This is a genomic window from Streptomyces galbus, from assembly GCF_005280195.1.
GTDB classification, from domain to species: Bacteria; Actinomycetota; Actinomycetes; order Streptomycetales; family Streptomycetaceae; genus Streptomyces; species Streptomyces galbus.
Genome location: NZ_SZPR01000061.1, coordinates 1 through 20,299 on the forward strand (window position 1 = coordinate 1; position 20,299 = coordinate 20,299).

Genomic DNA, 20,299 nt, shown 5'->3' on the forward strand with positions numbered 1-20,299 from the left:
ACAACGACACAAACCAACCAACGCCAACCGCCGACCACACACAGCCGACCGCCGACCACACAACAAACCCGCGAGAACCGGCCCACCCACCCGACCACCCCCACACCCCACACAATAAACCGGCCCCCCGGTATCAACAACGGTCCAACACCGACATCACGTTGGTCCCTCCCCCTGCCGCCCTTCCTCCCCAGCTCAGCAGGCACCAGCCCTCTAAAAAACTCACCCCGCTACCCGCCACATCCGAGCAGCGAGGTGAGCTCAACCCCCGGTCTAGCCCGCGTAGGTCTCCAACTCCGCGATCCTCGGCGTCCCCGAAGCCCCCGTGATCTGGAAGGTGAGCTTCTTCAGCGAGGTGGTGGGGAAGCTGATCGCCCCCGTGCTGCTCCCGGAGGCCAGGACAGCGCCCGTGTCGGCGTTGACCAGCTTCCAGGCGGTGACGGCGCTGCCCGCGGCCTCCCGGACGACCGCCCTGGACACCGTCGTCGCGGCATCCCACTTCACGGATACGGATCCGGTCGCACCGGCCGGCGACCAGTACGTGCCCAGGTCACCGTCGCGTACGTTGCCGTAACTCGTGCCGCTCGCCTTGGAGGAGCCGTCGGCGCCCGCCGTCAGGCTGAGGTTGGTACCGGTGGGGCCCGTCGGCGTAGGCGTCGGGTCCGTCGGAGTGGGTGCTGGAGTGGGGGTCGTGGGGTCGGGTGACTGGGCGGAGCAGCTCCCGTCCGACACTCGCAGGCCCTTGTTCGCGCCGGCCGTCTGACTCACGATCCCCGGCACGCAGGACGCCTCGTCGAGCGCGTAGGAGTAGGGGATGCTGACGCTGGTGTTCGACTGCGGATTCGGGCCCGCCGGGTTGTTGTCGGCGGCGCGCTCGGACCACGTCACGTTGTCGAAGATGTTGCCGTTGACCTGCCAGGAGCCGGCCTCGTCCGTGTAGAACGTGCCGAGCACGTCCCTGGAGTCCTCGAAGTAGTTGTTGTCCACCCTCGCCTTCGCTCCGGCCCGGGAGTTGATGCCGGACTTGGTGAGGTTCACGTAGTGGTTGTTGTAGATGTGGGCGATGCCGCCGCGCAGGAGGGGCGCGCGGGAGTCGATGTTCTCGTACAGGTTGTGGTGGAAGGTGACGTAGCCGTTGGAGCGGTCCGTCTCGCTGGAGCCGATCAGGCCGCCGCGGCCGGAGTTGCGCAGCACGCTGTAGGACAGCGTCACGTACTGCGTGTTGTCCTTCATGTCGAAGAGGCCGTCGAAGCCCTCCGCCTCGCCGCCGGACGCCTCCAGGGTGGCGTGGTCCACCCAGACGTTGCGGACGTCGCTCTCCATACCGATGGCGTCACCGCCGTTGGAGGTGGGCGAGCCGGACTTCTTGACGTTGCGGACGGTCACGTTCTGGATCACGATGTTGCTGGACTCCCGTATGTGGATGCCCAGTTGGTCGAAGACGGCGCCGCTGCCGACGCCGACGATCGTGACGTTGCTGACCTGCTTCAGCTCGATCTTGTCGGCGGCCGTGGAGCAGCTGCCGCCCGACACCTTGCTCGTGTTGCCGTGGTTGATGGTGCCCTCTACCTGGATGATGATCGGGGTGGTGCTGCTGGCCCGGCTGCACAGGGCCTGGTGTATGGCGGTGCCCGTGGTGGCGCGCACCGTCTGTCCGCCCGCCCCGCCGGTGGTTCCGCCGTTCTGGGACGCGTAGCCGGTGGCGCCGCTCGCTGCGGCCGCTGCCGTCGATGCCGATGCCGATGCCGACAACGCCGCTCCGGTCGCCGCTGCCAGAGCCAGGGTGGCCGTGGCCGCCGAGAGTCGTATCGCGACTGGTCGTCTCATCCTCGCCTCGCTTGTCGTCGTCGCATGGCGGCGGTCGCCGCGCATGCCGGGTCGTTCGATCTGAGCGGGCCGCCGGTGGCCGGTCTTGGGAGGGGGGCCGGTCGTACGCCGGGAAGGGCGAGCGCGGCGCGACGCGGTACGGCCCTGGGTGGGTGCGGGTCCTCATGAGGAATCCGCGCGCAAGGCATCCATGCCCGTACTCGACCATCAAGCGGTTTCTTTGGATTCCTCTTCTTCCGGTTCCTCAGCGCTTGGTGGGCATGGAGAGAACCGAGTCGCGCGTGGGCTGGTCAGCCAGGATGCCGTTTCCCCACTGGGTTGTGTGAGGTACAGACATACTGAAAGCGCTTTCTATCAACCGCCAACGCGAGGATAGGGCGACGTTCAGAAGGAGACAAGGGTTCGCGCACGAGTCGTCGGCGCCCTTGGGCACACCTTGCACTTGAGGGGGCGACTCCCCCCACGGATCACCGCGGGTTCCGGTGCGGGTACGCGTGCCCGGAGCTCGGCCAAGTGGCTGCGCGTCGCGCGGTTGCCGTCAGGCGCAAGTCAAGCGGTGTTTACGGGGCGGGCGACGGGCGGACCGCCGTCGAGGACGGTCGGTCGAGCAGAGGCGAGAGCGGGGACCGGCGGCGTGGGGCGGGTCCGCCGCGCCTCCGAGGCTGGGCAGCACCGGGTGCCGCCCAGCCTGGGGCCGGCGGTCAGCCGTGGTAGTTGATGTAGCCGTTGCCGTCGCGGTCGTTGGCGGACTTCGTGTAGGAGTGCACGTCCGCGCGGGCGCCGCCGGGCTTGAGCAGGTAGATGGTGTCCTTGTCGTTGTTCCAGATGAAGTTGCAGTTCTGGCGGTAGACGACGTTGCCGGCGTCGGAGTTGGTGCCGCGACCGCCACGGAGCTTCACGTAGTCACCGGGCTCGAGCCGGTGGGTGGAGGTGAAGGTGAACTTGTTGCCGGTGGCGTCCTTGACGACATACCCCTTGAGGTCGACGGTCGCCGTGCGCGAGTAATTCTTGATCGTCAGGTACTCGTCCTTGGTGTTGCCCCCCGAGCAACGGTTGGAGTCCCGGCCCGGCGCGTCGTACTGGACGCCCTTGATCTTCAGCGCGGACGAGTACTCGGCCGCCTGGGCCGGAGCCGCGGTGACGGCGGCGAGCGCGCCGGCCGCCGCGGCGACCGTCAGGATGTGGCGTATGTGCATGGGTGAAGTACCCCCCTGTGTGGTGCGGTTGGAGCGGTGGGGAGCCTACCTAAGTCATCGCACTTCATGACGACCGGGTGACCAAATCGTGAAGGAAGGGAAAAGGCGCAGGTACGTTGAGCCCTGCCCTCAGGAACTGCTCCCGTCGCGCGGCTCCGTGCGGTAGTCGAAGTAGGCCCACGCGAAGATGCAGAGCAGCGCCACGACACCCACGGTCGGGAACTGGACGGCTACGGGCGCGTTCCGGGTGAAGTACGCGGCGAATCCCGTCACCAGTGCGCCGCACATCATCACCATGCGGCTGGTGAGGTGTTGCAGCGGAGCGTTGCTCCGGCGCTCGGAGAACAGGCCCCTCGCCGCTGCTTTCGCCGGGCGCGCGACGCCCCTGCGCTTCTTCGACCGGTACTCCAACGCGTAGCCGATCAGCAGGTACAGCACGAAGATCGCGGCGATCCATCCCCAGTCGGACGGGTCGTCCTTGTGGCCGTACGCCAGCGAGCTTGCCAGCCCCGCGTTCATGCATGGCCCCCTTTCGTTTGAGGAGCCGGATGCCCCGACTTGGGGTTCACATGTCGGAAACGGCAGGGGGAGCAAGGGACTTCAGGCCGACGACGGTGCTGGGTGATTCCCCCCGGCCAGCGGCCATGGCGACGGTGTGACAGTGCGACGGCGCGCTTCGACGGGACGAGAAAATAGGTTGGTCGGCGGTCGGCGCGGTTGCGACGATGCCACTCTTTGATCCCGGAGGATGCTTGTTCGTTTTCGTGTGTGTCGGCTGTGGCGCCGAGTTGACCACCTCGCTGTCCCAGGTTGCGCTGCCGGTGCACGCCCGCCAGAAGTACGGGAGCGGGGTGCAGCTTCCGGTTCTCATAAAGTCCGGGACGTTCGCCGTCGACCCGGACCCCTGGGGCGGTCCGTGGCGGCTGTGGAAGGACCTCGGTCCAGGTGAGGCGGAGGCACGCGGCATCTACGCGCCGGTCCACGCCGTGTCCGACGGTGCCCCCGGGGCGAGCCTCATCGCACCCGGCGATGTGCGCGGGACCCGGCTCGTGCCCGAGAGGCTCGGCGGAAACTGCTGCGGCCTCGACGGGCGCGACGGACCCAACCTGGGGTGCGAGGCGTGCGGCCGTCCCGTGGCAACGAGGATCGACGACTGCTCGCTCTGGCAGGCGGTGCGGCTCGAGGCGGAGGCGGTGCGCCGCGTCCCCGTCGACGGTGGCCGCGCCGTGCCCCTCTCCTGGGCGGGGCTGGCTGCGTCGAGGGAGAGAACACCTCCGTTCGAGCCAATCGCCACGTGGGGAGGGCGGTGGGGGACGAGTCACTTCTGGTCGTGGAGCCCCCGGTGGGAGGCGGCAGCCGGACATGCGCTCGCCCATCTCCTGGTCGCCTCCCAAGGGCAGCCGGTGACGGTCCCGAGCGGTCTGACCGCGGACGTCTTCCAGCCCGCGCTCGACGCCCTGCTCCCGCCGGGCGCCCCGGTGCGGCTGACCGGTCTGGCTGGACCGGGGTGGCCTTCGCCGAGTGCGGGTGCCGACATCCTCCTCGTGCCGGTCCATCCCCAGACGGGTCAGATGTGGGCACCGGGCGGGTCGGCCGGATCGGCCCGGCTGGTGCCTCTGCCGTGGGGGGTGTGGTCGTGGCTGGTGTCTCCCCAGCCGCAGTTGCCCGTTCCCGCGTCAGGCCACCTGCCGAGGTGCTCCGCGACGACCCTCTCCCTCCGCTCCCCCGGCGTCCGTTCCGGGCGGACTGGGGAACGTTCGAGCACACCCTGGTTCGGCTGCCCGCGGTGCGCAGCGCGTGGCTGCGTACGATCGTCCAAGACCTCAACCACGGCGGCTGGTTGCGCATGTTCTAGAGGTCTGACGTCGACAGGACCAGGGCTTTGCACTCGCCTCTACGGTCGCCTCCAACGCTCCCCCGCTCCCCGCCCCCTCACGCAGGCGCAGGAGACCGAGGGTGCGTCACCTGCTCCCGCCGTACGCTTCACGAAGCGCCGGCTGGACTTCCGGACCCATCACCAGCGTGTGCGGGCTGCCCGGAAGCGTGGGCAGCGCCGCCCAGTGCGTGACGGCCTCAGCGCTGCCCCCTCCGGGCGGGAAGCGGATCACACCGTCGGAGTCGACGAAGCAGTTGTAGTGGGTGCTGCCGTCCGCCGCGATGTGCCGGTCGGTGAAGTACATGGCGAGCACCAGCCAGAACTCGGCGCCGGGAGCATCGCCGTCAGGGGTCTCAGGAGGGTAGAAGCCGTGCGTCGCGGCCGCCACCGGAAGGCCGGAACGGGGAAGTCTCTCGCGTGCGTCCACCCACTCGACCGCAGCCTGCAAACCCAACTCTCCTTCATCCCTCTGTGTGTGCCCTGTTCGCCCTGTGCGGCTTGTACGTGCACAGACGCGCGGCGACTTCCCGGGGTTGCCTGTTCCGCCCGTGGCCCCGACGGTGCCGGGCCTCAGCGACGGGTCGTGGGCGGGGCCCGGGGTGGACGTCCGCTCTCCCCGCACCTCCGTCCGGCGGAGGAAGGCCCAGCACGGGCGGGCTCCCGCCCCGGCTCGGGGGGTCACGGGACGGGAGCCCTGTATCTCCTTCTGCCGGACCCGGACGGACGGATGCACCGGGCGCTGCACGGCCGTCACGGCTGGGCCCGCTCGCGCCCCGGCTCCGGCTCACCTCCCGCCCCCGCCGCGGCCCCGGCTCAGGTCGTGGCAGCAAGAGGTGATGGACGAGGGGAGAGCCCCCGTCCGTCACCTCCCGTGTCCGGTCCGTCGGTCGTCAGTGCTCGGCCACCAGGTTCTTCAGGGCGATGTTGAGTTGAAGTACGTTCACCCGGGGCTCCCCCAGGAAGCCGAGAGTGCGGCCCTCGGTGTGGTCCGTGACCAGCTTCTCCACCTGGGGGACGGACAGGCCGTTGCGGGCGGCGACCCGGTGGACCTGGAGCCTCGCGTACTGCGGGGAGATGTCGGGGTCGAGCCCGGAGCCGGAGGACGTGACCGCGTCGGCGGGGACGTCGGAGGCCCGGACCGGGTGGCCGGGCACCGAGTTGTCCCTGACGACGGCGGCCTTGGCGTCCCTCACCTGCCGCACGAGGACCGTGTTGTCGGCGGCGAGGTTGGTCGCGCCGGACAGCAGCAGCGCGTACCGGGTGTTGAGGGTGTTGGCGCCGAGCCCGTTGGCCGGGCGGCCCTGGAACCACTTCAGGTCCGGACTGGGGCTCTGCTGTCCCTCCTTCAGCGGCAGGTCGTACCGCTGGCCGATCAGCGAGGAGCCGACGACCCTGCCGTCCGCCTTCACCTCGGAGCCGTTCGCCCGGCCCGGGAACAGCGCCTGGGCCACGCCGGTGACGGCGAGCGGGTAGAGGACGCCGGTCAGCAGGGTCAGCGCGAGCAGGGCACGCAGGCCCGCTCCGAGCAGCCGGGCGGTGTGGGTCACTGAGTTGTTCATGGCGTTCAGCCGATTCCGGGGATGAGGGAGATGAGCATGTCGATGACCTTGATGCCGACGAAGGGGGCGACGAGCCCGCCGACGCCGTAGAGGGTGAGGTTGCGCCGCAGCAACCTGTCGGCGCTCAGGGGCTTGTAGCGCACGCCCTTGAGGGAGAGCGGGACCAGCGCGACGATGATGAGCGCGTTGAAGACGACCGCGGAGAGGATCGCGGAGTCCGGTGAGGACAGGCCCATGATGTTGAGCTTGTCCAGGCCCGGGTAGACGGCCGCGAACAGCGCCGGGATGATCGCGAAGTACTTCGCGACGTCGTTGGCGATGGAGAACGTCGTCAACGCACCGCGTGTGATGAGCAGTTGCTTGCCGATCTCGACGATCTCGATCAGCTTGGTCGGGTCGGAGTCGAGGTCGACCATGTTGCCGGCCTCCTTGGCGGCCGACGTGCCGGTGTTCATGGCCACGCCGACGTCCGCCTGCGCGAGGGCCGGGGCGTCGTTGGTGCCGTCGCCGGTCATCGCGACCAGCTTGCCGCCCGCCTGCTCCCGCTTGATCAGCGCCATCTTGTCCTCGGGGGTGGCCTCGGCGAGGAAGTCGTCGACGCCGGCCTCCTCGGCGATCGCCTTCGCCGTCAGCGGGTTGTCGCCCGTGATCATGATGGTTCGGATGCCCATGCGGCGCAGCTCCGCGAACCGCTCGCGCATGCCGTCCTTGACGACGTCCTTGAGGTGGATGACCCCGAGGACGCGGGCGCCCCGGTCGTCCTTGGCGGCGATCAGCAGCGGTGTGCCGCCCGCCTGCGCGATGGCGTCGGAGAGGGAGTACGCGTCGTCCGTGACGGTGCCGCCCTCCTGCCGGACCCAGGCGGCGACCGCTCCGGTCGCGCCCTTGCGGATGCTGCGCCCGTCGACGTCGACACCCGACATGCGGGTCTGGGCGGTGAAGCCGATCCACTCGGCGTGCACCAACTCGGCGTGCGCCAACTCGGCGTGCGCCAACTCGCCCTGGTGCCGCTCCCGCAGCCCGTGGTGTTGCTTGGCGAGGACGACGACGGAGCGGCCCTCGGGCGTCTCGTCGGCCAGCGACGAGAGCTGCGCGGCGTCGGCGACCTCCGCCTCGGAGGTGCCGTGGACCGGCAGGAACGCGGCCGCCTGGCGGTTGCCCAGGGTGATGGTGCCGGTCTTGTCGAGCAGCAGGGTGGAGACGTCACCGGCGGCCTCGACGGCCCGGCCGGACAGGGCGAGGACGTTGCGCTGGACGAGCCGGTCCATGCCCGCGATGCCGATCGCGGAGAGCAGCGCGCCGATCGTCGTCGGGATGAGGCACACCAGCAGGGCCACCAGCACGACCATCGTCAGGTGGGTGCCGGCGTAGGTGGCGAACGGCGGCAGCGTGGCGCACGCCAGCAGGAAGACGATCGTCAGTGAGGCCAGCAGGATGTTGAGCGCGATCTCGTTGGGTGTCTTCTGCCGGGCCGCGCCCTCGACGAGGCTGATCATCCGGTCGATGAAGGTCTCGCCGGGCTTGGTCGTGATCCTGATGACGATCCGGTCGGACAGGACCTTGGTGCCGCCCGTGACGGCGCAGCGGTCGCCTCCGGACTCGCGGATGACGGGGGCCGACTCGCCGGTGATGGCCGACTCGTCGACGGAAGCCACGCCCTCGACGACGTCGCCGTCGCCGGGGATGACGTCGCCGGCCTCGCAGACGACGAGGTCGCCGATCGTCAGCTCGGTGCCGGGCACGTGTTCCTCGCGGGTGCCGTCCGCGCGGAGCCGGCGTGCCACCGTGTCGGACTTGGCCCGGCGCAGGGTGTCCGCCTGGGCCTTGCCGCGGCCCTCGGCGACGGCTTCCGCCAGGTTGGCGAAGACGACGGTCAGCCACAGCCAGGCGCTGATCGCCCAGCCGAACCAGTCCCCGGGGTCTTCGAAGGAGAAGGCGGTGGTCAGGAGGGAGCCGATCCACACCACGAACATGACCGGGGACTTGACCATCACCCGCGGGTCGAGCTTGCGGCAGGCGTCCGGCAGCGACCTCACCAGCAGGCAGGGGTCGAACAGGCCTGCGCCGACGCGTCGTTCGGCGGGCTCGGCCACGGTGGGCGCTTCGCCGTGCGGCGCCCGGGGCTCAGTGGCTGTGGACATGGAGTCCTCTGACTTCTGTGTGCGGGTGGTCATCACGCCAGCCCTTCGGCCAGCGGGCCCAGCGCGAGGGCCGGGAAGTACGTCAGACCGGTGATGATCAGGATGGCGCCCACCAGCAGTCCGGCGAACAACGGCTTCTCGGTGCGCAGGGTGCCCGCGGACTCGGGGACCGGCCGCTGTGCGGCGAGCGAGCCGGCCAGGGCCAGCACGAACACCATGGGCAGGAAGCGGCCGAACAGCATGGCGAGCCCGGTCATGGTGTTGTACCAGTCGGTGTTCGCGTTCAGGCCGGCGAAGGCCGAGCCGTTGTTGTTGGCCGCCGAGGTGAAGGCGTACAGCACTTCGGAGAACCCGTGGGCGCCGGGGTTGAGCATCGAGTGCCCGGGGGTCGGCAGCGCCATGGAGGCCGCCGTGAACACCAGCACCAGCGCCGGGGTGACCAGGAGGTACGCGGCGGCCAGCTTCATCTCCCGCGCGCCGATCTTCTTGCCCAGGTACTCGGGCGTACGGCCGACCATCAGGCCGGCGATGAACACGGCGATCACCGCCATGACCAGCATGCCGTACAGGCCGGAGCCGACACCGCCGGGCGCGATCTCGCCCAGCATCATGCCGAGCAGGGTGATGCCCCCGCCCAGGCCGGTGAAGGAGGAGTGGAAGGAGTCCACCGCGCCGGTCGACGTCAGGGTCGTGCTGACCGCGAAGATCGACGAGCCCCCGACACCGAAGCGGACCTCCTTGCCCTCCATCGCGCCGCCGGCCGCCTGGAGCGCGGGGCCGTGGTGGGCGAACTCGGTCCACATCATCAGGGCGACGAAGCCGAGCCAGATGGTGGCCATGGTGGCGAGGATGGCGTAGCCCTGCCGCACCGAGCCGACCATGACGCCGAACGTGCGGGTCAGGGAGAACGGGATGACGAGGATCAGGAAGACCTCGAAGAGGTTGGTGAACGGGGTGGGGTTCTCGAAGGGGTGGGCGGAGTTGGCGTTGAAGTAGCCGCCGCCGTTCGTGCCCAGTTCCTTGATGGCCTCCTGCGAGGCGACCGCCCCGCCGTTGAGCTGCTGGGAGCCGCCCATGAACTGGCCGACCTCGTGGATGCCGGAGAAGTTCTGCAGGGCACCGCAGGCGACCAGGGCCACCGCCGCTACGGCGGCGACGGGTAGCAGGATGCGCAGGGTGCCGCGCACCAGGTCGGACCAGAAGTTGCCGAGTTCACCGGTGCGCGAGCGGGTGAACCCCCGTACGAGGGCGACCGCGACGGCCATGCCGACCGCCGCGGAGACGAAGTTCTGCACGGCGAGCCCGGCGGTCTGCACGACATGACCCATGGTCTGTTCGCCGTAGTACGACTGCCAGTTGGTGTTGGTCACGAAGGAGACGGCCGTGTTGAACGACTGCGCCGGGTCGACGGAGGCGAAGTGCAGCGAGCCGGGCAGGACGCCCTGCAGGCGCTGCAGCAGGTAGAGGAAGAGGACGCCCGCGGCCGAGAAGGCGAGGACCCCGCGCAGGTAGGCGGGCCAGGTCATCTCGGAGTCGGGGTCGGCGCCTATGCCCCGGTAGATCCACTTCTCCACGCGCAGATGCCGCTTCGAGGAGTAGACCCGGGCCATGGAGGAGCCGAGGGGGACGTGGGCGAGCGCCAGCGCGCCCACGAGGGCGAGCAACTGGAGCACGCCGGCCGGAACGGGACCCATGGCTGTGCTCAGAACCTCTCCGGGAAGAACAGGGCGAGGACGAGATAGCCCAGCAGGGCGACGGCCACGACCAGGCCGACGAGGTTTTCGGCGGTCACAGCTTCGTCACCCCCCGGGCGACGAGTGCCACCAGCGCGAACGCGGCGAGCACGGTGATGACGAAGGCCGGATCGGCCATCGCTGACTCCTGGAATCGAGTGCGGTGAAGAGCGGACGAGGGAAGCCAACCTCCTCCCACGCCCCGTGGCGCTGTCCGTTGACGGCTCCCTTACGGCGACGACCACGGCTTTGACGGGTCCCTTACGGCCCCGCCCACCAGGGCGTGGGCGGCTGTACGTCTGGTGCCCTCGCCTGTTCGGAGCGGCCCGCCCCGGCGCGTCGGGCCCGCGCGGCATCGGGGCTGCGCGCCCGTCCGAAGCGCGCAATATTGGGCTGCGATCGCGTCCTGCCCGCCCCTAGGATCCCCGTGCGCGGCGCCGGCCCGGCGCCCTGCCGACAGCGGGCACCCGACGGACCAGGATGCGTGACGCCATGAGCAGCCGACTCTTCGCTCTCTCCTTCGACGCGCAGGAGCCCGAACGCCTGGCGCGGTTCTGGGCAGGCCTGCTGAACCTGGAGGCGACCGGCGCACCGCACGACGAGACGGCCGACGAGGCGTACGACGGCGTGCTGCTGCTGTCCGGGAACGACGCCGGATACCGCCTCGGATTCCGGTCCTCCCCGGCGCGCAAGACCGACCAGAACCGGCTGCACTTCGACCTCACCAGCTCCTCCCCGGACGACCAGCGGGAGCTCGTGGCGAAGGCGCTCGACCTCGGCGGGCGGCACTGCGACGTCGGCCAGGGGCCGGACGCGTCCCACGTGGTGCTCGCCGACCCCGAGGGCAACGAGTTCTGCGTCATCGAGCCGGGCAATTCCTTCCTCGCCGGTTGCGGCCGCATCGGGGCGCTCGCCTGCGACGGTTCGCGGGCCGTGGGGTACTTCTGGAGCGAGGCGCTGGGCTGGCCGCTGGTATGGGACCAGGACGAGGAGACCGCCGTCCAGTCACCGGACGGCGGCACGAAGATCACCTGGGGCGGCCCGCCCCTCATGCCGGACCCCGGCCGGGACCTGCACCTCGACCTCACGCCGGACGACGACCAGGAGGCCGAGGTGGAGCGCCTGGTAGCCCTCGGGGCGAAGCGTCTGGACGTGGCTCGTGGAGGGGACGGCGCGGTCCTGCTGGCCGACCCCGACGGCAACACCTTCCGCGTGCTCGCGCGCCGGCGGCGCTGACGCGGTGACGGTGGCGGCGGCCGGGCCGGCCGGGCATGCCCTCCCTCAGGCTTCCGCCGCCGTGCCCGCGTCCGGCGTGTCCTGAGCGGGCTCCTTCTCCCGCCCGCCCGGGTGGCGGTGGCGCCAGGTCCAGAACACCGCGCACGAGACCAGCGCCCAGCCGGCCAGCACGAGGAAGGGGAAGGCGTGCTGGTGCCCGGCGAAGTACACCGCGGTGTGCTGGGCGTTGACGGAGGCGCCGGGAGGCAGCCAGCGCCCGATGACTCCGAGCGCGGACGGCAGCAGGGGCCACGAGACGGCGCCGCCGGAGGAGGGGTTGCCGAGCAGGACCATCACCCCCCAGGTCGGGAGCATGGCCCACCGCCCCACCAGGGTGTTGAACATGGTGAAGGTCATCCCGCTGGCGAACATGGTGAGCGCCAGGATCGACCAGGACTCCGCGAAGGGCAGGTCGAGCGCGCCCAGCAGCCAGTCCACGGTCGCGGCGATGGCGAAGGCACCGAGCACGGCGTACGCGAGCGTGAAGGCGATCCGCTCCAGGGGCGTGAGGGACCGCGCGTGCACACTGAGCTGGATGGCCCCGACGAAGCCGATGATGACCGCGGCGAGCGAGATGTAGAAGATGGCCAGGCCGCGGGGGTCGCCGGTCTGCAGCGGGTTGACGTCGTGGACCGTCACCCTCACGCCCACCTGGGCACCCACCTGCGGTGCCGCCTGCTCCAGCAGCTCGGCGACGGACGCGCCGGACGCGGAGGACACGTCGAGGACCACGTCCTGGCCCCTGTCACGGAGCTCGAAGACGGCGAAGACGGTCTGGTTCTCGACCGCGTTCAGGGCGGCGGCGCGGGAGGGGTAGGTGTGCGCCCGCACCGAGGAGCCGAGGCTCTTGCCCAGCGCGTCGAGGAACGCACGGCCGCGGGCCTGGTCGTACTCCCCGACCACGGCTGTCGGCAGGTTGCGGGGCGTGGGGTTGGCCATGGCGTAGGTGTAGGAGCCGGCGAACAGTCCGGCCGCCGCGGCCAGGATCACCACCAGCACGCACGCGGGCCAGAAGGGTGAGTTCCGGAACCGCTGCCAGGCACCGTCGTCGCGTTGCTGCGCTCCCGGCCGGCTGCCGCCGCTGCCGGGTGGTGCCGCCGGGTCGGTGCTCACGTCTGGGCTCCTTCGGACCTGGCCGGCACGGGACGCGACCTGCCACTCCCCTTCCCCGGACATTCGAGCAGCCGCCCCGTGAGTCCGCAAACGGTGTGCGGCGTGCGGTGGCGGGAGGCGGGGAGGTGCGGGGGACGCGGCCCTGGACCGTCCGGCCGGGGGGCGGGAGCGCCTGCGGGCGGACGGCCCGGCCCGATCCGGCCCGGCCCGATCCGGCCCGATCCGGCCCGGCCCGATCCGGCCCGATCCGGCCCGGCCCGGCCCGCGACGGAAGACATCATTCCGCCACGGGAAAGTCATGGCCCTGCCAAGTCGAGGCCCCTCTGCGGTAGCCACGGACCGGTCAACTGCCCCTGCGTCCACCACGACAGGGGAGACCGGATGACACCCGCAGCACGCCCGTCCCAGCACGCGCCCGAACTACGGGACGCGGCCCGGCACTTCGACCGGCGCCGCTTCCTCACGGTCACCGGCGCCGCCGCCGCGCTCGCGTTCGCCGTGAACCTGCCCGCCGCCGGCACGGCCGCCGCCGCCGAGTACGACGCCCGGAAGATCTCCGACAACCCCTTCACCCTGGGCGTGGCCTCCGGCGACCCGCTGCCCGGCTCGGTGCTGCTGTGGACGCGGCTGGCCCCCCAGCCGTACCAGCCCGACGGCGGTCTGCCCGCGCAGCGCGTCACCGTGCACTGGGAGGTGGCCCACGACGCGGCCTTCCGCCGGATCGTCCGGCGCGGCGCCGCCGTCGCCCACCCGGAGTTCAGCCACACCGTCCACGTCGAGGTGTCCCACCTGCCGGCGGACCGCGTCTACTTCTACCGGTTCCGGGCCGGTGCCTGGCTGAGCCCCACCGGCCGCACCCGCACCGCACCGCCGCCCGGGGCCCGGCCCGCCGCGCTCACCCTGGGCGCCGTCTCCTGCCAGGCCTACACCGACGGCTACTACACGGCCTACCGCCACCTCGCCGAGGACGACGTGGACGTCGTCTTCCACCTGGGCGACTACCTGTACGAGTACGCCGTCGACGCCACCGGCAACCACCGCAAGTACACCGACCGCACGCTGCCGGCGCACTTCGCCCGCGAGACGGTGACGCTGGAGGACTACCGGCTGCGCTACGCCCTGTTCAAGTCCGACCCGGACCTGATGGCCGCGCACGCCGCGCACCCCTTCGTGGTCACCTGGGACGACCACGAGACGGAGAACAACTACGCCGACGACGTCCCGGAGGACAACGGCTCCTCCGAGGAGTTCCTGCTGCGCCGCGCCTCGGCCTACCGCGCCTACTGGGAGAACCAGCCGCTGCGCCGACCGCAGCTTCCCACCGGGTCCGACATGCGGCTCTACCGCCGCCTGCACTGGGGCCGGCTCGCCCAGTTCGACGTGCTGGACACCCGCCAGTACCGCTCGGACCAGGCCTACGGCGACGGCTGGCAGTACCCCGGTCCCGAGTCCGAGGACCCGGCACGCACCCTCACCGGCGCCACGCAGGAACGGTGGCTCATCGACGGCTGGCGCCGTTCGCGGGCGCTGTGGAACGTCGTACCGCAGCAGGTGACCTTCTCCCGGCGGTACAACACCACCGCGTCGCCGTCCAAGGTCTCCATGGACTCCTGGGACGGCTACCCGGCCTCCCGCGAACGGATCCTGGCGGGGGCCGAGGCGGTCGGCGTGGAGAACCTCATGGTCCTCACCGGTGACGTGCACGTGCACTACGCCTTCGACATCAAGCGCGACTTCGCCGACCCCGGCTCCCGGACCGTGGGCACGGAGATCGTCACGACGTCGGTCACGAGCGGCCGCGACGGCGCGGAGCGGCCGGCCAACTGGGCCACCTACCTGGCCGCCAACCCCCACCTGAAGTTCTACGACGGCCGGCGCGGCTACGTGAACGTCACGCTGGGACAGCAGGAGGCCCGCGCGGACTTCAGGACCGTCCCGTACGTGACCAGGCCGGGGGCGCCGGTGACGACCGCGGCGTCCTTCGTCACCCAGGCAGGAGCGCCGGGCCTGCGGCCCGCCTGACCCGGATCGCCCCCGGGCGCAACGCCCCGGAGCACCATCCCCGACGCCGGCGCCGGCCGGTCCGTGCGTCGGCGTCGGGGACAGTGCCGCCGTTCACCGCCCCGCCACGGCAACGCCGTTGACGCGCGTAGCACTTGGGCTCAAGCTGGGGGCCGATCACCGCCGCAGGAGCGGGGATCGCACCGACGAACCGGAGGTCCGGATGTTCCGACGGATCGCACGCTTCTTCGCCGCTTTTGTCATGATCGCGTCAGGTGTGGTGGTCGGTATGGGCGCCACCGCGGGCGCCGCCCACGCCGACGAGTGCTACACGTGGAGCCGCACCCTGTCCCAGGGCGCCTCCGGCAACGACGTCACCCAGCTCCAGATCCGCGTCGCGGGCTGGGTCACGTCCGGCGAACGCCTCTCCTACGACGGCCAGTTCGGCGCCCGTACAACCGCCGCCGTGCGCAAGTTCCAGTCGGCGTACGGCCTCACCGCCGACGGGATCGCGGGACCGGCGACGTTCAGCAAGCTCTACGCCCTCCAGGACGCGGACTGCACGCCGGTCCACTTCTCCTACGCCGAGCTCAACCGCTGCAACTCCGACTGGTCGGGCGGCGCCGTGTCGGCGGCCACCGCCAAGGCGAACGCGCTGAAGACCATGTGGAAGCTGGAGGCGATGCGTCACGCGCTGGGCGACGTCCCGCTGACGATCTCCAGCGGCTTCCGCTCCTACGCCTGCAACAGCGCCGTCGGCGGGGCGTCCGGCAGCCGCCACCTGTACGGCGACGCGGCCGACCTGACCGGCTCACCGTCCTTCTGCCGCCTCGCCCAGGAGGCCCGCACCCACGGCTTCTCGGAGATCCTCGGCCCGGGCTACCCCGACCACAACGACCACACCCACGTCGCCCTCGACCCCTCCCCCTACTGGTCCGCCCCGAACTGCGGCATCTGACCGACGCCGCCGGAGCCGGGCCCGCGAAGGTGCGGCGCCCGGCTGTCAGGTCCTCCCGGCGCGCCGCACACCGTGACGGTCAGTCGCCGTCGGCGGTCCCGTCCTGCGCCTGTTCCTGCACCTGTGCCTGCGCCTGGGGCGTGCGCCAGGACAGTTCGACCTCCAGGTCGATCTCGCCGTCCTCCAGCTCGACCTCGATCTCGGTGTGCAGCTCGTCCGGGATCCGCACGGTCAGCCGGCCGGGGCCGAGCTCCAGTTCGGCCTGACCGCCCCGCCGGACCGCGGCTGCCAGCGCCTCGAGCTGGTCGGCCGCTTCGGCACGGGACAGGGTCCGCTTCTGTTCGAATTCGAGATCGCTCACGGCAGCCTCCCGGGACCGTCGGTCGGGAACAGCGGGCGTGTCCCATTGTGACCCCGCTTCCCGGCACCGGCCCGCCGGAGCGGCTCCCGCCGCCCGCTACTGGAGCGCCCGGAGTGGCGGCTCCGGCCAGGCGTGGGACGCTGGACGCGACACTCGTGCACAGGCACGTGGTCGGCGACAGGCCCCTGGCCGCCGAGGCCCGGCACGGGGACGGCCCTGCCGGCCGCGGCACCGCGCCTCGCCCGAGGCCCACCGCCACAGGAGCCACCCGTGTCCACGACCTCCGCATCCCCCGGCGAGCCCACCGCAGGGCCCCCCGCCTCCCAGGACTCGCCCCGCACGGGACTCGCGGCGCGCGAACGCCTCCCGCTGGCCCGCCACGGCGAGTGGACCGCCTCCCCCAGGCGACGTGACCTCGTGGAGATCCTCCAGGAGGAGGCCGAGCCGCGGATCCCCGAGCTGATGCCGATCCGCTACGGCCGGATGACCGGCTCCCTGTCCGCCTTCTATCGCGGCACCCCCGCCGTGATGGCCGCCGACCTGGCCGGTCTGCCGGACTCCGGCCTGACCGTTCAGCTCTCGGGGGACGCGCACCTGTCCAACTTCGGGCTGTTCGCCTCACCGGAGCGGCGGCTGGTCTTCGATCTGGACGACTTCGACGAGACCCTGCCGGGCCCCTTCGAGTGGGACGTCAAACGCCTCGCGTCCAGCATCGCGGTGGCCGCCGCCGACAACGGCGCCTCCTAGGAAGCCGCGGCAGCCGCCGCGACCGAGGCCGCCCGGGGCTACCGCACGCACATGGGCGAGCTCGCCGCCGCCACCGAACTCACGGTCTGGTACGAGCACATCGCGGCCGACGACCTGCTGCAGGAGGTCGGCAACTCGTTGCAGCGGGCCCGGCTCCACCGCAGCCTGGACCGGGCACGGGAGACGGACAGCAGCAAGGCCATCGCCAAGCTCACCGCACCCGGCGAGGACGGCCGGCCCCGGTTCGTCCACGACCCGCCGCTGGTGGAGCCGGTCCCGGAAGACGACCGTGCCACGGTGGAGCACGTCTTCGAGGACTACCGCGCCACCCTGCCCCCGGCACAGGCCAGGCTGCTGGACCGCTTCCGGTTCGTGGACGCGGCCCGCAAGGTCGTCGGGATCGGCAGCGTCGGCACCCGTTGCTACCTCCTGCTGCTGGAGGGGCGGGTGGCGGATGACCTCCTGCTGCTGCAGGCCAAGGAGGCCGAGCCCTCCGTCCTGGCTCCGTACGTGCGGGTGCCCGTCGCCCACGAAGGTCGGCGCGTGGTCGAAGGCCAGCGGCTGCTGCAGGCGTTCGGCGACATCTTCCTCGGCTGGTCGACCGGGCCGACCGGACGCCACTTCTACTGGCGCCAGTTGCTCGACATGAAGGGGTCCGCATCCGTGCAGGGCATGTCCGCCAGCCGCATGCGGCAGTACGCGGGGCTCTGCGGGCGCGCGCTGGCCCGCGGCCATGCCCGCTCGGGCCACCGCGCCGCCATCGATGCCTACCTGGGTGACGACGACTCCTTCGACCGGGCCGTCGCCGCGTTCGCCCTCGCCTACACCGAGCAGACCCGCGAGGACTACGCCGCCTTCACCCGGGCCATCGACGAGGGCCGCCTGCCCTCCGCCCCATAGGCGCGGCGCCGGGCCGAGCTGCTTGAAAGATTGTTCGTCATCTTGCGCAAGGCCGGGCGGGCTCCTGCGGGGGCCTTACCCGCCGACTCGAGGTGGCCCCGCGGGTGAAGCCCGTGGCGTACGGGCGAAGCTCGTGGGCCCCGTCCGTGCCCGCTTCCTCCACGACCAGCATGATCGACTTCCCGGCCGAACCGTCGAACGGTGCGCCGTCGAGAGGCTCAAGCCGTGATCAAGAAGTGATTGACAGCGGCACCAGCGCAGCGGACAGTGCTTGTTCGGACGACCGGGGTGGGGACGTGGAACGGCAGCAGTATGCGCAGCAGTGCTCGGAGCTCTTCGCGGTAGGCGGCTACGCCGCGGTGAGGAAGACGGCTCGGGCAGGGATCGAAGAGTGCGGACCGGACCCCGTCCTTCTGCGCTGGCTCGGTCAGGCGCACGCCGCGGAGGACGAGGACGACCACGACCGGGAAGCGGAAGCCGCCTACCGTCAGGGCCTCGCCCTCGCACCGGACGACCTGGGGCTCTTGGTGTCGTACTGGGAGCTCTGCCTGCGCTCGGACTCCTTCGACCACCCGCACCGAGCGCGCCGTGCCGTGACCATGCAGGAGAAGATCGAGCAGCTGGCTCCCCCGGGGTCGCCCGAGCGCCGGCGCGTCGATGACGCTGTCGGCTGGGCCGGCCGGGGTTACTGGGATGACGTGACGGCCGGCGCTGTCCGGGGACAGGTCGAGCAGGAGGTCCTGGCCGAGCAGAGCGTGCTGGTCACCGACGCGCTGCGGCGAGCCGCTCGCGACGGCGTCCGCCCGGACACCGGGGAAGACCTCCGAGCCGCCGAACTGGCTGCGGCGGTCGAGCTGTTGCAGGGTTCCCGCAACGCGCCCCTACGTCTGCTCCTCGCCCACCGCGCCGGCGCCTACGTGGTGACGTTCCTCGCGTCGTTCAGCCTGAACAAGGCGCTGGTGTGGGGCGGGGTCGTGCGTTTCAGCCTGTGGGGCTGGCTGTTGTGGATCCCCCTGCTCGCCGCCGAAGCCAAGCTCCGACAGGCCAAGAGGCTAGGACAGCAGCGCGTCATCGAGCGTATGCAGGCGCGTCACGAGGAGGCGCGGGACCGGACCCCTTCCGCAGGCTGACGGTAGACAATCGCGAAGGGTGCACCGAGGGCGAGCAGAACAGGGCCGTCGCGCCGCTTCGGCCGCTGCCGACGGCCTCCGAAGGCCCTGTAAGACCATCTCCGTTCCGGTCCTTCAGCCAGTGGGCCGACCCTTGCTCGACGACCTCGCGCGCAGCCGTCGGCCCTTCGTGGTGAGCGTCCAGCGGCCAAGTCACCGGTGGCGGCAGCCTCCTCGGCCAGCCGCAGCGAGGACAAGCTCCCCTTGGCATGGATTTCCGACGTGCCCGGCTGCCAGGCGAGGACGGAGTTCTGGGCATCGGTGCTTGCTCGCCGCCCTCGGTCAGGGTCGAAGACCCGCGCGTCGCAGCGTCAGCGTCGACAGGTCGGCGATGACGTCAGGGTCTCCGCGACGCCAGGCGTCGGCCAGGCCGCCCGGCGGCGTGGCAAGTGCGGCCAGCGGTCGCTGCGGCCCGGTGAGCGCACGCAGCGCAAGGAGGTCGGCGCCACCGGGGGCATCGAACAGGCGACGGGTGGTGGCGCTCCGCCGGATCCACCGCAGCCGGGGAACGAGCCACACCATCAGGATCACGGCGGTCGGAAGCACGATCAGGGCGATCGTCGTGAGCGTGGCGACATGGCCCACGGTGTCCTGCAACGACTGTCCGGCATCGGAAAGACTCGTGCCGGCCTCGGCCGCGGACTTGAGTGGCTTCTTCAACGAGTCACCGACGAACGGGACCTTCGAGGCCGCGTTGCCCGCATCGTCGAGACTGGAGGCAAGGCTGTCGCCCGCGTTCTCGGCTTTCCGCCCGGGCTCGGCCAACGTCAGGAGTGCGTCACGGACGACCAGGGCGAACTTCACTGTGCTCGCGATCAGGAGCAGAGCGATCAGATCCGCGATCAGCTGACGACCCCGGCGCGCTGGGCTTTGGGCGTAGATACGCATGGACGTGCTCCTGTTTCCAACGGCGACATGGAGAAAAGCCACCTCCGAACCGGTGGCACGGAGCTCGTGCCTGTGCCCGCGGAGGTGACGGCGAGGATCGGCGGGTGGCTTGACGGTACACGGGACACGCGGACGATATCGGGGCACGCACGCTTCGTGGCGGACGGCTGACCGCTGGTTCCCTTCTAGCCGGGCGGTCGGCCGGAACCTGAGCGGAGGGTTAGGTGCGTCGGCCGGAGCGCCGGCCTTCGCACGAAGGCTTCTGCACCCTCCTCGGACGGCACCTTGCCGCGGGCAGCACCGTGCCGGACGAGCGGGACGTGCTGGCGCTGCCGCCTGGCGCCTACCCCTTTCTCCCGACTCAGTCGAGGTCCACAACAACTTGGTCGTGGGCAAGTACAGCTGGGTCCCCGACGACGAGCATCCTTCTCGGCCGACGGAACGCATACGACGCGGGGCAAGCGGAGCCGTAGCGCAGAGGTCGTCGCGAGCGGTCTCCGCAATCGCGAGGACGTCGGATCGATCCCGGTCGGCTCCGCCGACTTCGGCAGTGTG

Annotated in this window: 15 protein-coding genes, 1 tRNA gene and 2 pseudogenes; 7 read left to right on the plus strand and 11 right to left on the minus strand. The window is 71.0% G+C overall.

Going from position 1 to position 20,299, the window contains the following annotated elements; genetic code table 11:
- Positions 1–273: 273 nt before the first annotated feature.
- The 3 genes from E4U92_RS35280 to E4U92_RS35290 all read right to left on the minus strand — a co-directional run bounded on the left by E4U92_RS35280 (position 274) and on the right by E4U92_RS35290 (position 3,542).
- Positions 274–1,827: a pectate lyase family protein gene (locus E4U92_RS35280; RefSeq protein WP_137304539.1), complete on the minus strand. Its 1,554-nt coding sequence runs from the start codon at positions 1,825–1,827 to the stop codon at positions 274–276.
- Between the two features lie 701 nt (positions 1,828–2,528).
- Positions 2,529–3,023 (minus strand): lamin tail domain-containing protein, encoded by a 495-nt coding sequence (locus tag E4U92_RS35285; protein WP_137304540.1) that lies wholly within the window; start codon positions 3,021–3,023, stop codon positions 2,529–2,531.
- Between the two features lie 129 nt (positions 3,024–3,152).
- Positions 3,153–3,542, minus strand: a complete 390-nt coding sequence (locus E4U92_RS35290; RefSeq protein WP_137304541.1) for a hypothetical protein — start codon at positions 3,540–3,542, stop codon at positions 3,153–3,155.
- Positions 3,543–3,775: 233 nt separating this feature from the next.
- Between E4U92_RS35290 and E4U92_RS36965 the strand changes: the two are divergent.
- A pseudogene (locus E4U92_RS36965) lies at positions 3,776–4,878 on the plus strand (hypothetical protein).
- Positions 4,879–4,984: 106 nt separating this feature from the next.
- On the opposite strand, the gene E4U92_RS35300 reads toward E4U92_RS36965, so the two are convergent.
- The 5 genes from E4U92_RS35300 to kdpF form a co-directional block, all read right to left on the minus strand.
- Positions 4,985–5,347, minus strand: a complete 363-nt coding sequence (locus tag E4U92_RS35300; RefSeq protein ID WP_338326465.1) for an AQJ64_40280 family protein — start codon at positions 5,345–5,347, stop codon at positions 4,985–4,987.
- A gap of 442 nt (positions 5,348–5,789) precedes the next feature.
- Positions 5,790–6,458: a potassium-transporting ATPase subunit C gene (locus E4U92_RS35305; protein WP_137304542.1), complete on the minus strand. Its 669-nt coding sequence runs from the start codon at positions 6,456–6,458 to the stop codon at positions 5,790–5,792.
- Positions 6,459–6,463: 5 nt separating this feature from the next.
- Entirely contained in the window at positions 6,464–8,599 is a 2,136-nt protein-coding gene (gene kdpB / locus E4U92_RS35310) for a potassium-transporting ATPase subunit KdpB (RefSeq protein ID WP_137304543.1), read from the minus strand.
- A 32-nt stretch (positions 8,600–8,631) separates the two neighbouring features.
- Positions 8,632–10,293, minus strand: a complete 1,662-nt coding sequence (kdpA, locus tag E4U92_RS35315; RefSeq protein WP_137304544.1) for a potassium-transporting ATPase subunit KdpA — start codon at positions 10,291–10,293, stop codon at positions 8,632–8,634.
- Between the two features lie 8 nt (positions 10,294–10,301).
- Positions 10,302–10,391, minus strand: coding sequence for a K(+)-transporting ATPase subunit F (gene kdpF, locus E4U92_RS35320; protein WP_067241407.1), 90 nt, complete (start codon positions 10,389–10,391; stop codon positions 10,302–10,304).
- Positions 10,392–10,824: 433 nt separating this feature from the next.
- Here kdpF and E4U92_RS35325 point away from each other — a divergent pair, with 433 nt between their 5' ends.
- Positions 10,825–11,568: a VOC family protein gene (locus tag E4U92_RS35325; protein ID WP_137304545.1), complete on the plus strand. Its 744-nt coding sequence runs from the start codon at positions 10,825–10,827 to the stop codon at positions 11,566–11,568.
- 45 nt (positions 11,569–11,613) lie between these two features.
- Here E4U92_RS35325 and E4U92_RS35330 read toward each other — a convergent pair whose 3' ends face one another.
- On the minus strand, positions 11,614–12,720 hold the full coding sequence (locus E4U92_RS35330) for an ABC transporter permease (RefSeq protein WP_241681801.1): 1,107 nt from the start codon (positions 12,718–12,720) through the stop codon (positions 11,614–11,616).
- Positions 12,721–13,101: 381 nt separating this feature from the next.
- On the opposite strand from E4U92_RS35330, the gene E4U92_RS35340 reads away from it, so the two are divergent.
- Together E4U92_RS35340 and E4U92_RS35345 are read left to right on the plus strand one after the other, a co-directional pair.
- Positions 13,102–14,742, plus strand: coding sequence for an alkaline phosphatase D family protein (locus tag E4U92_RS35340; protein WP_137304547.1), 1,641 nt, complete (start codon positions 13,102–13,104; stop codon positions 14,740–14,742).
- 202 nt (positions 14,743–14,944) lie between these two features.
- The gene (locus E4U92_RS35345; protein ID WP_137304548.1) at positions 14,945–15,679 is read left to right on the plus strand and encodes a D-Ala-D-Ala carboxypeptidase family metallohydrolase; all 735 of its coding nucleotides are present in this window, start codon (positions 14,945–14,947) and stop codon (positions 15,677–15,679) included.
- A 79-nt stretch (positions 15,680–15,758) separates the two neighbouring features.
- Here the strand turns inward: E4U92_RS35345 and E4U92_RS35350 are convergent, their stop codons facing one another.
- Entirely contained in the window at positions 15,759–16,040 is a 282-nt protein-coding gene (locus tag E4U92_RS35350) for an amphi-Trp domain-containing protein (RefSeq protein ID WP_137304549.1), read from the minus strand.
- A gap of 417 nt (positions 16,041–16,457) precedes the next feature.
- Between E4U92_RS35350 and E4U92_RS35355 the strand changes: the two are divergent.
- Together E4U92_RS35355 and E4U92_RS35360 are read left to right on the plus strand one after the other, a co-directional pair.
- Positions 16,458–17,687 (plus strand): annotated as a pseudogene (locus E4U92_RS35355) (DUF2252 domain-containing protein).
- A gap of 170 nt (positions 17,688–17,857) precedes the next feature.
- Positions 17,858–18,817: a hypothetical protein gene (locus E4U92_RS35360; RefSeq protein ID WP_241681802.1), complete on the plus strand. Its 960-nt coding sequence runs from the start codon at positions 17,858–17,860 to the stop codon at positions 18,815–18,817.
- Positions 18,818–19,138: 321 nt separating this feature from the next.
- On the opposite strand, the gene E4U92_RS35365 is transcribed toward E4U92_RS35360, so the two are convergent.
- Positions 19,139–19,744, minus strand: coding sequence for a hypothetical protein (locus E4U92_RS35365; RefSeq protein ID WP_137304550.1), 606 nt, complete (start codon positions 19,742–19,744; stop codon positions 19,139–19,141).
- Between the two features lie 463 nt (positions 19,745–20,207).
- On the opposite strand from E4U92_RS35365, the gene E4U92_RS35370 reads away from it, so the two are divergent.
- A tRNA-Arg gene (locus E4U92_RS35370) sits at positions 20,208–20,282 on the plus strand.
- Positions 20,283–20,299: the final 17 nt, after the last annotated feature.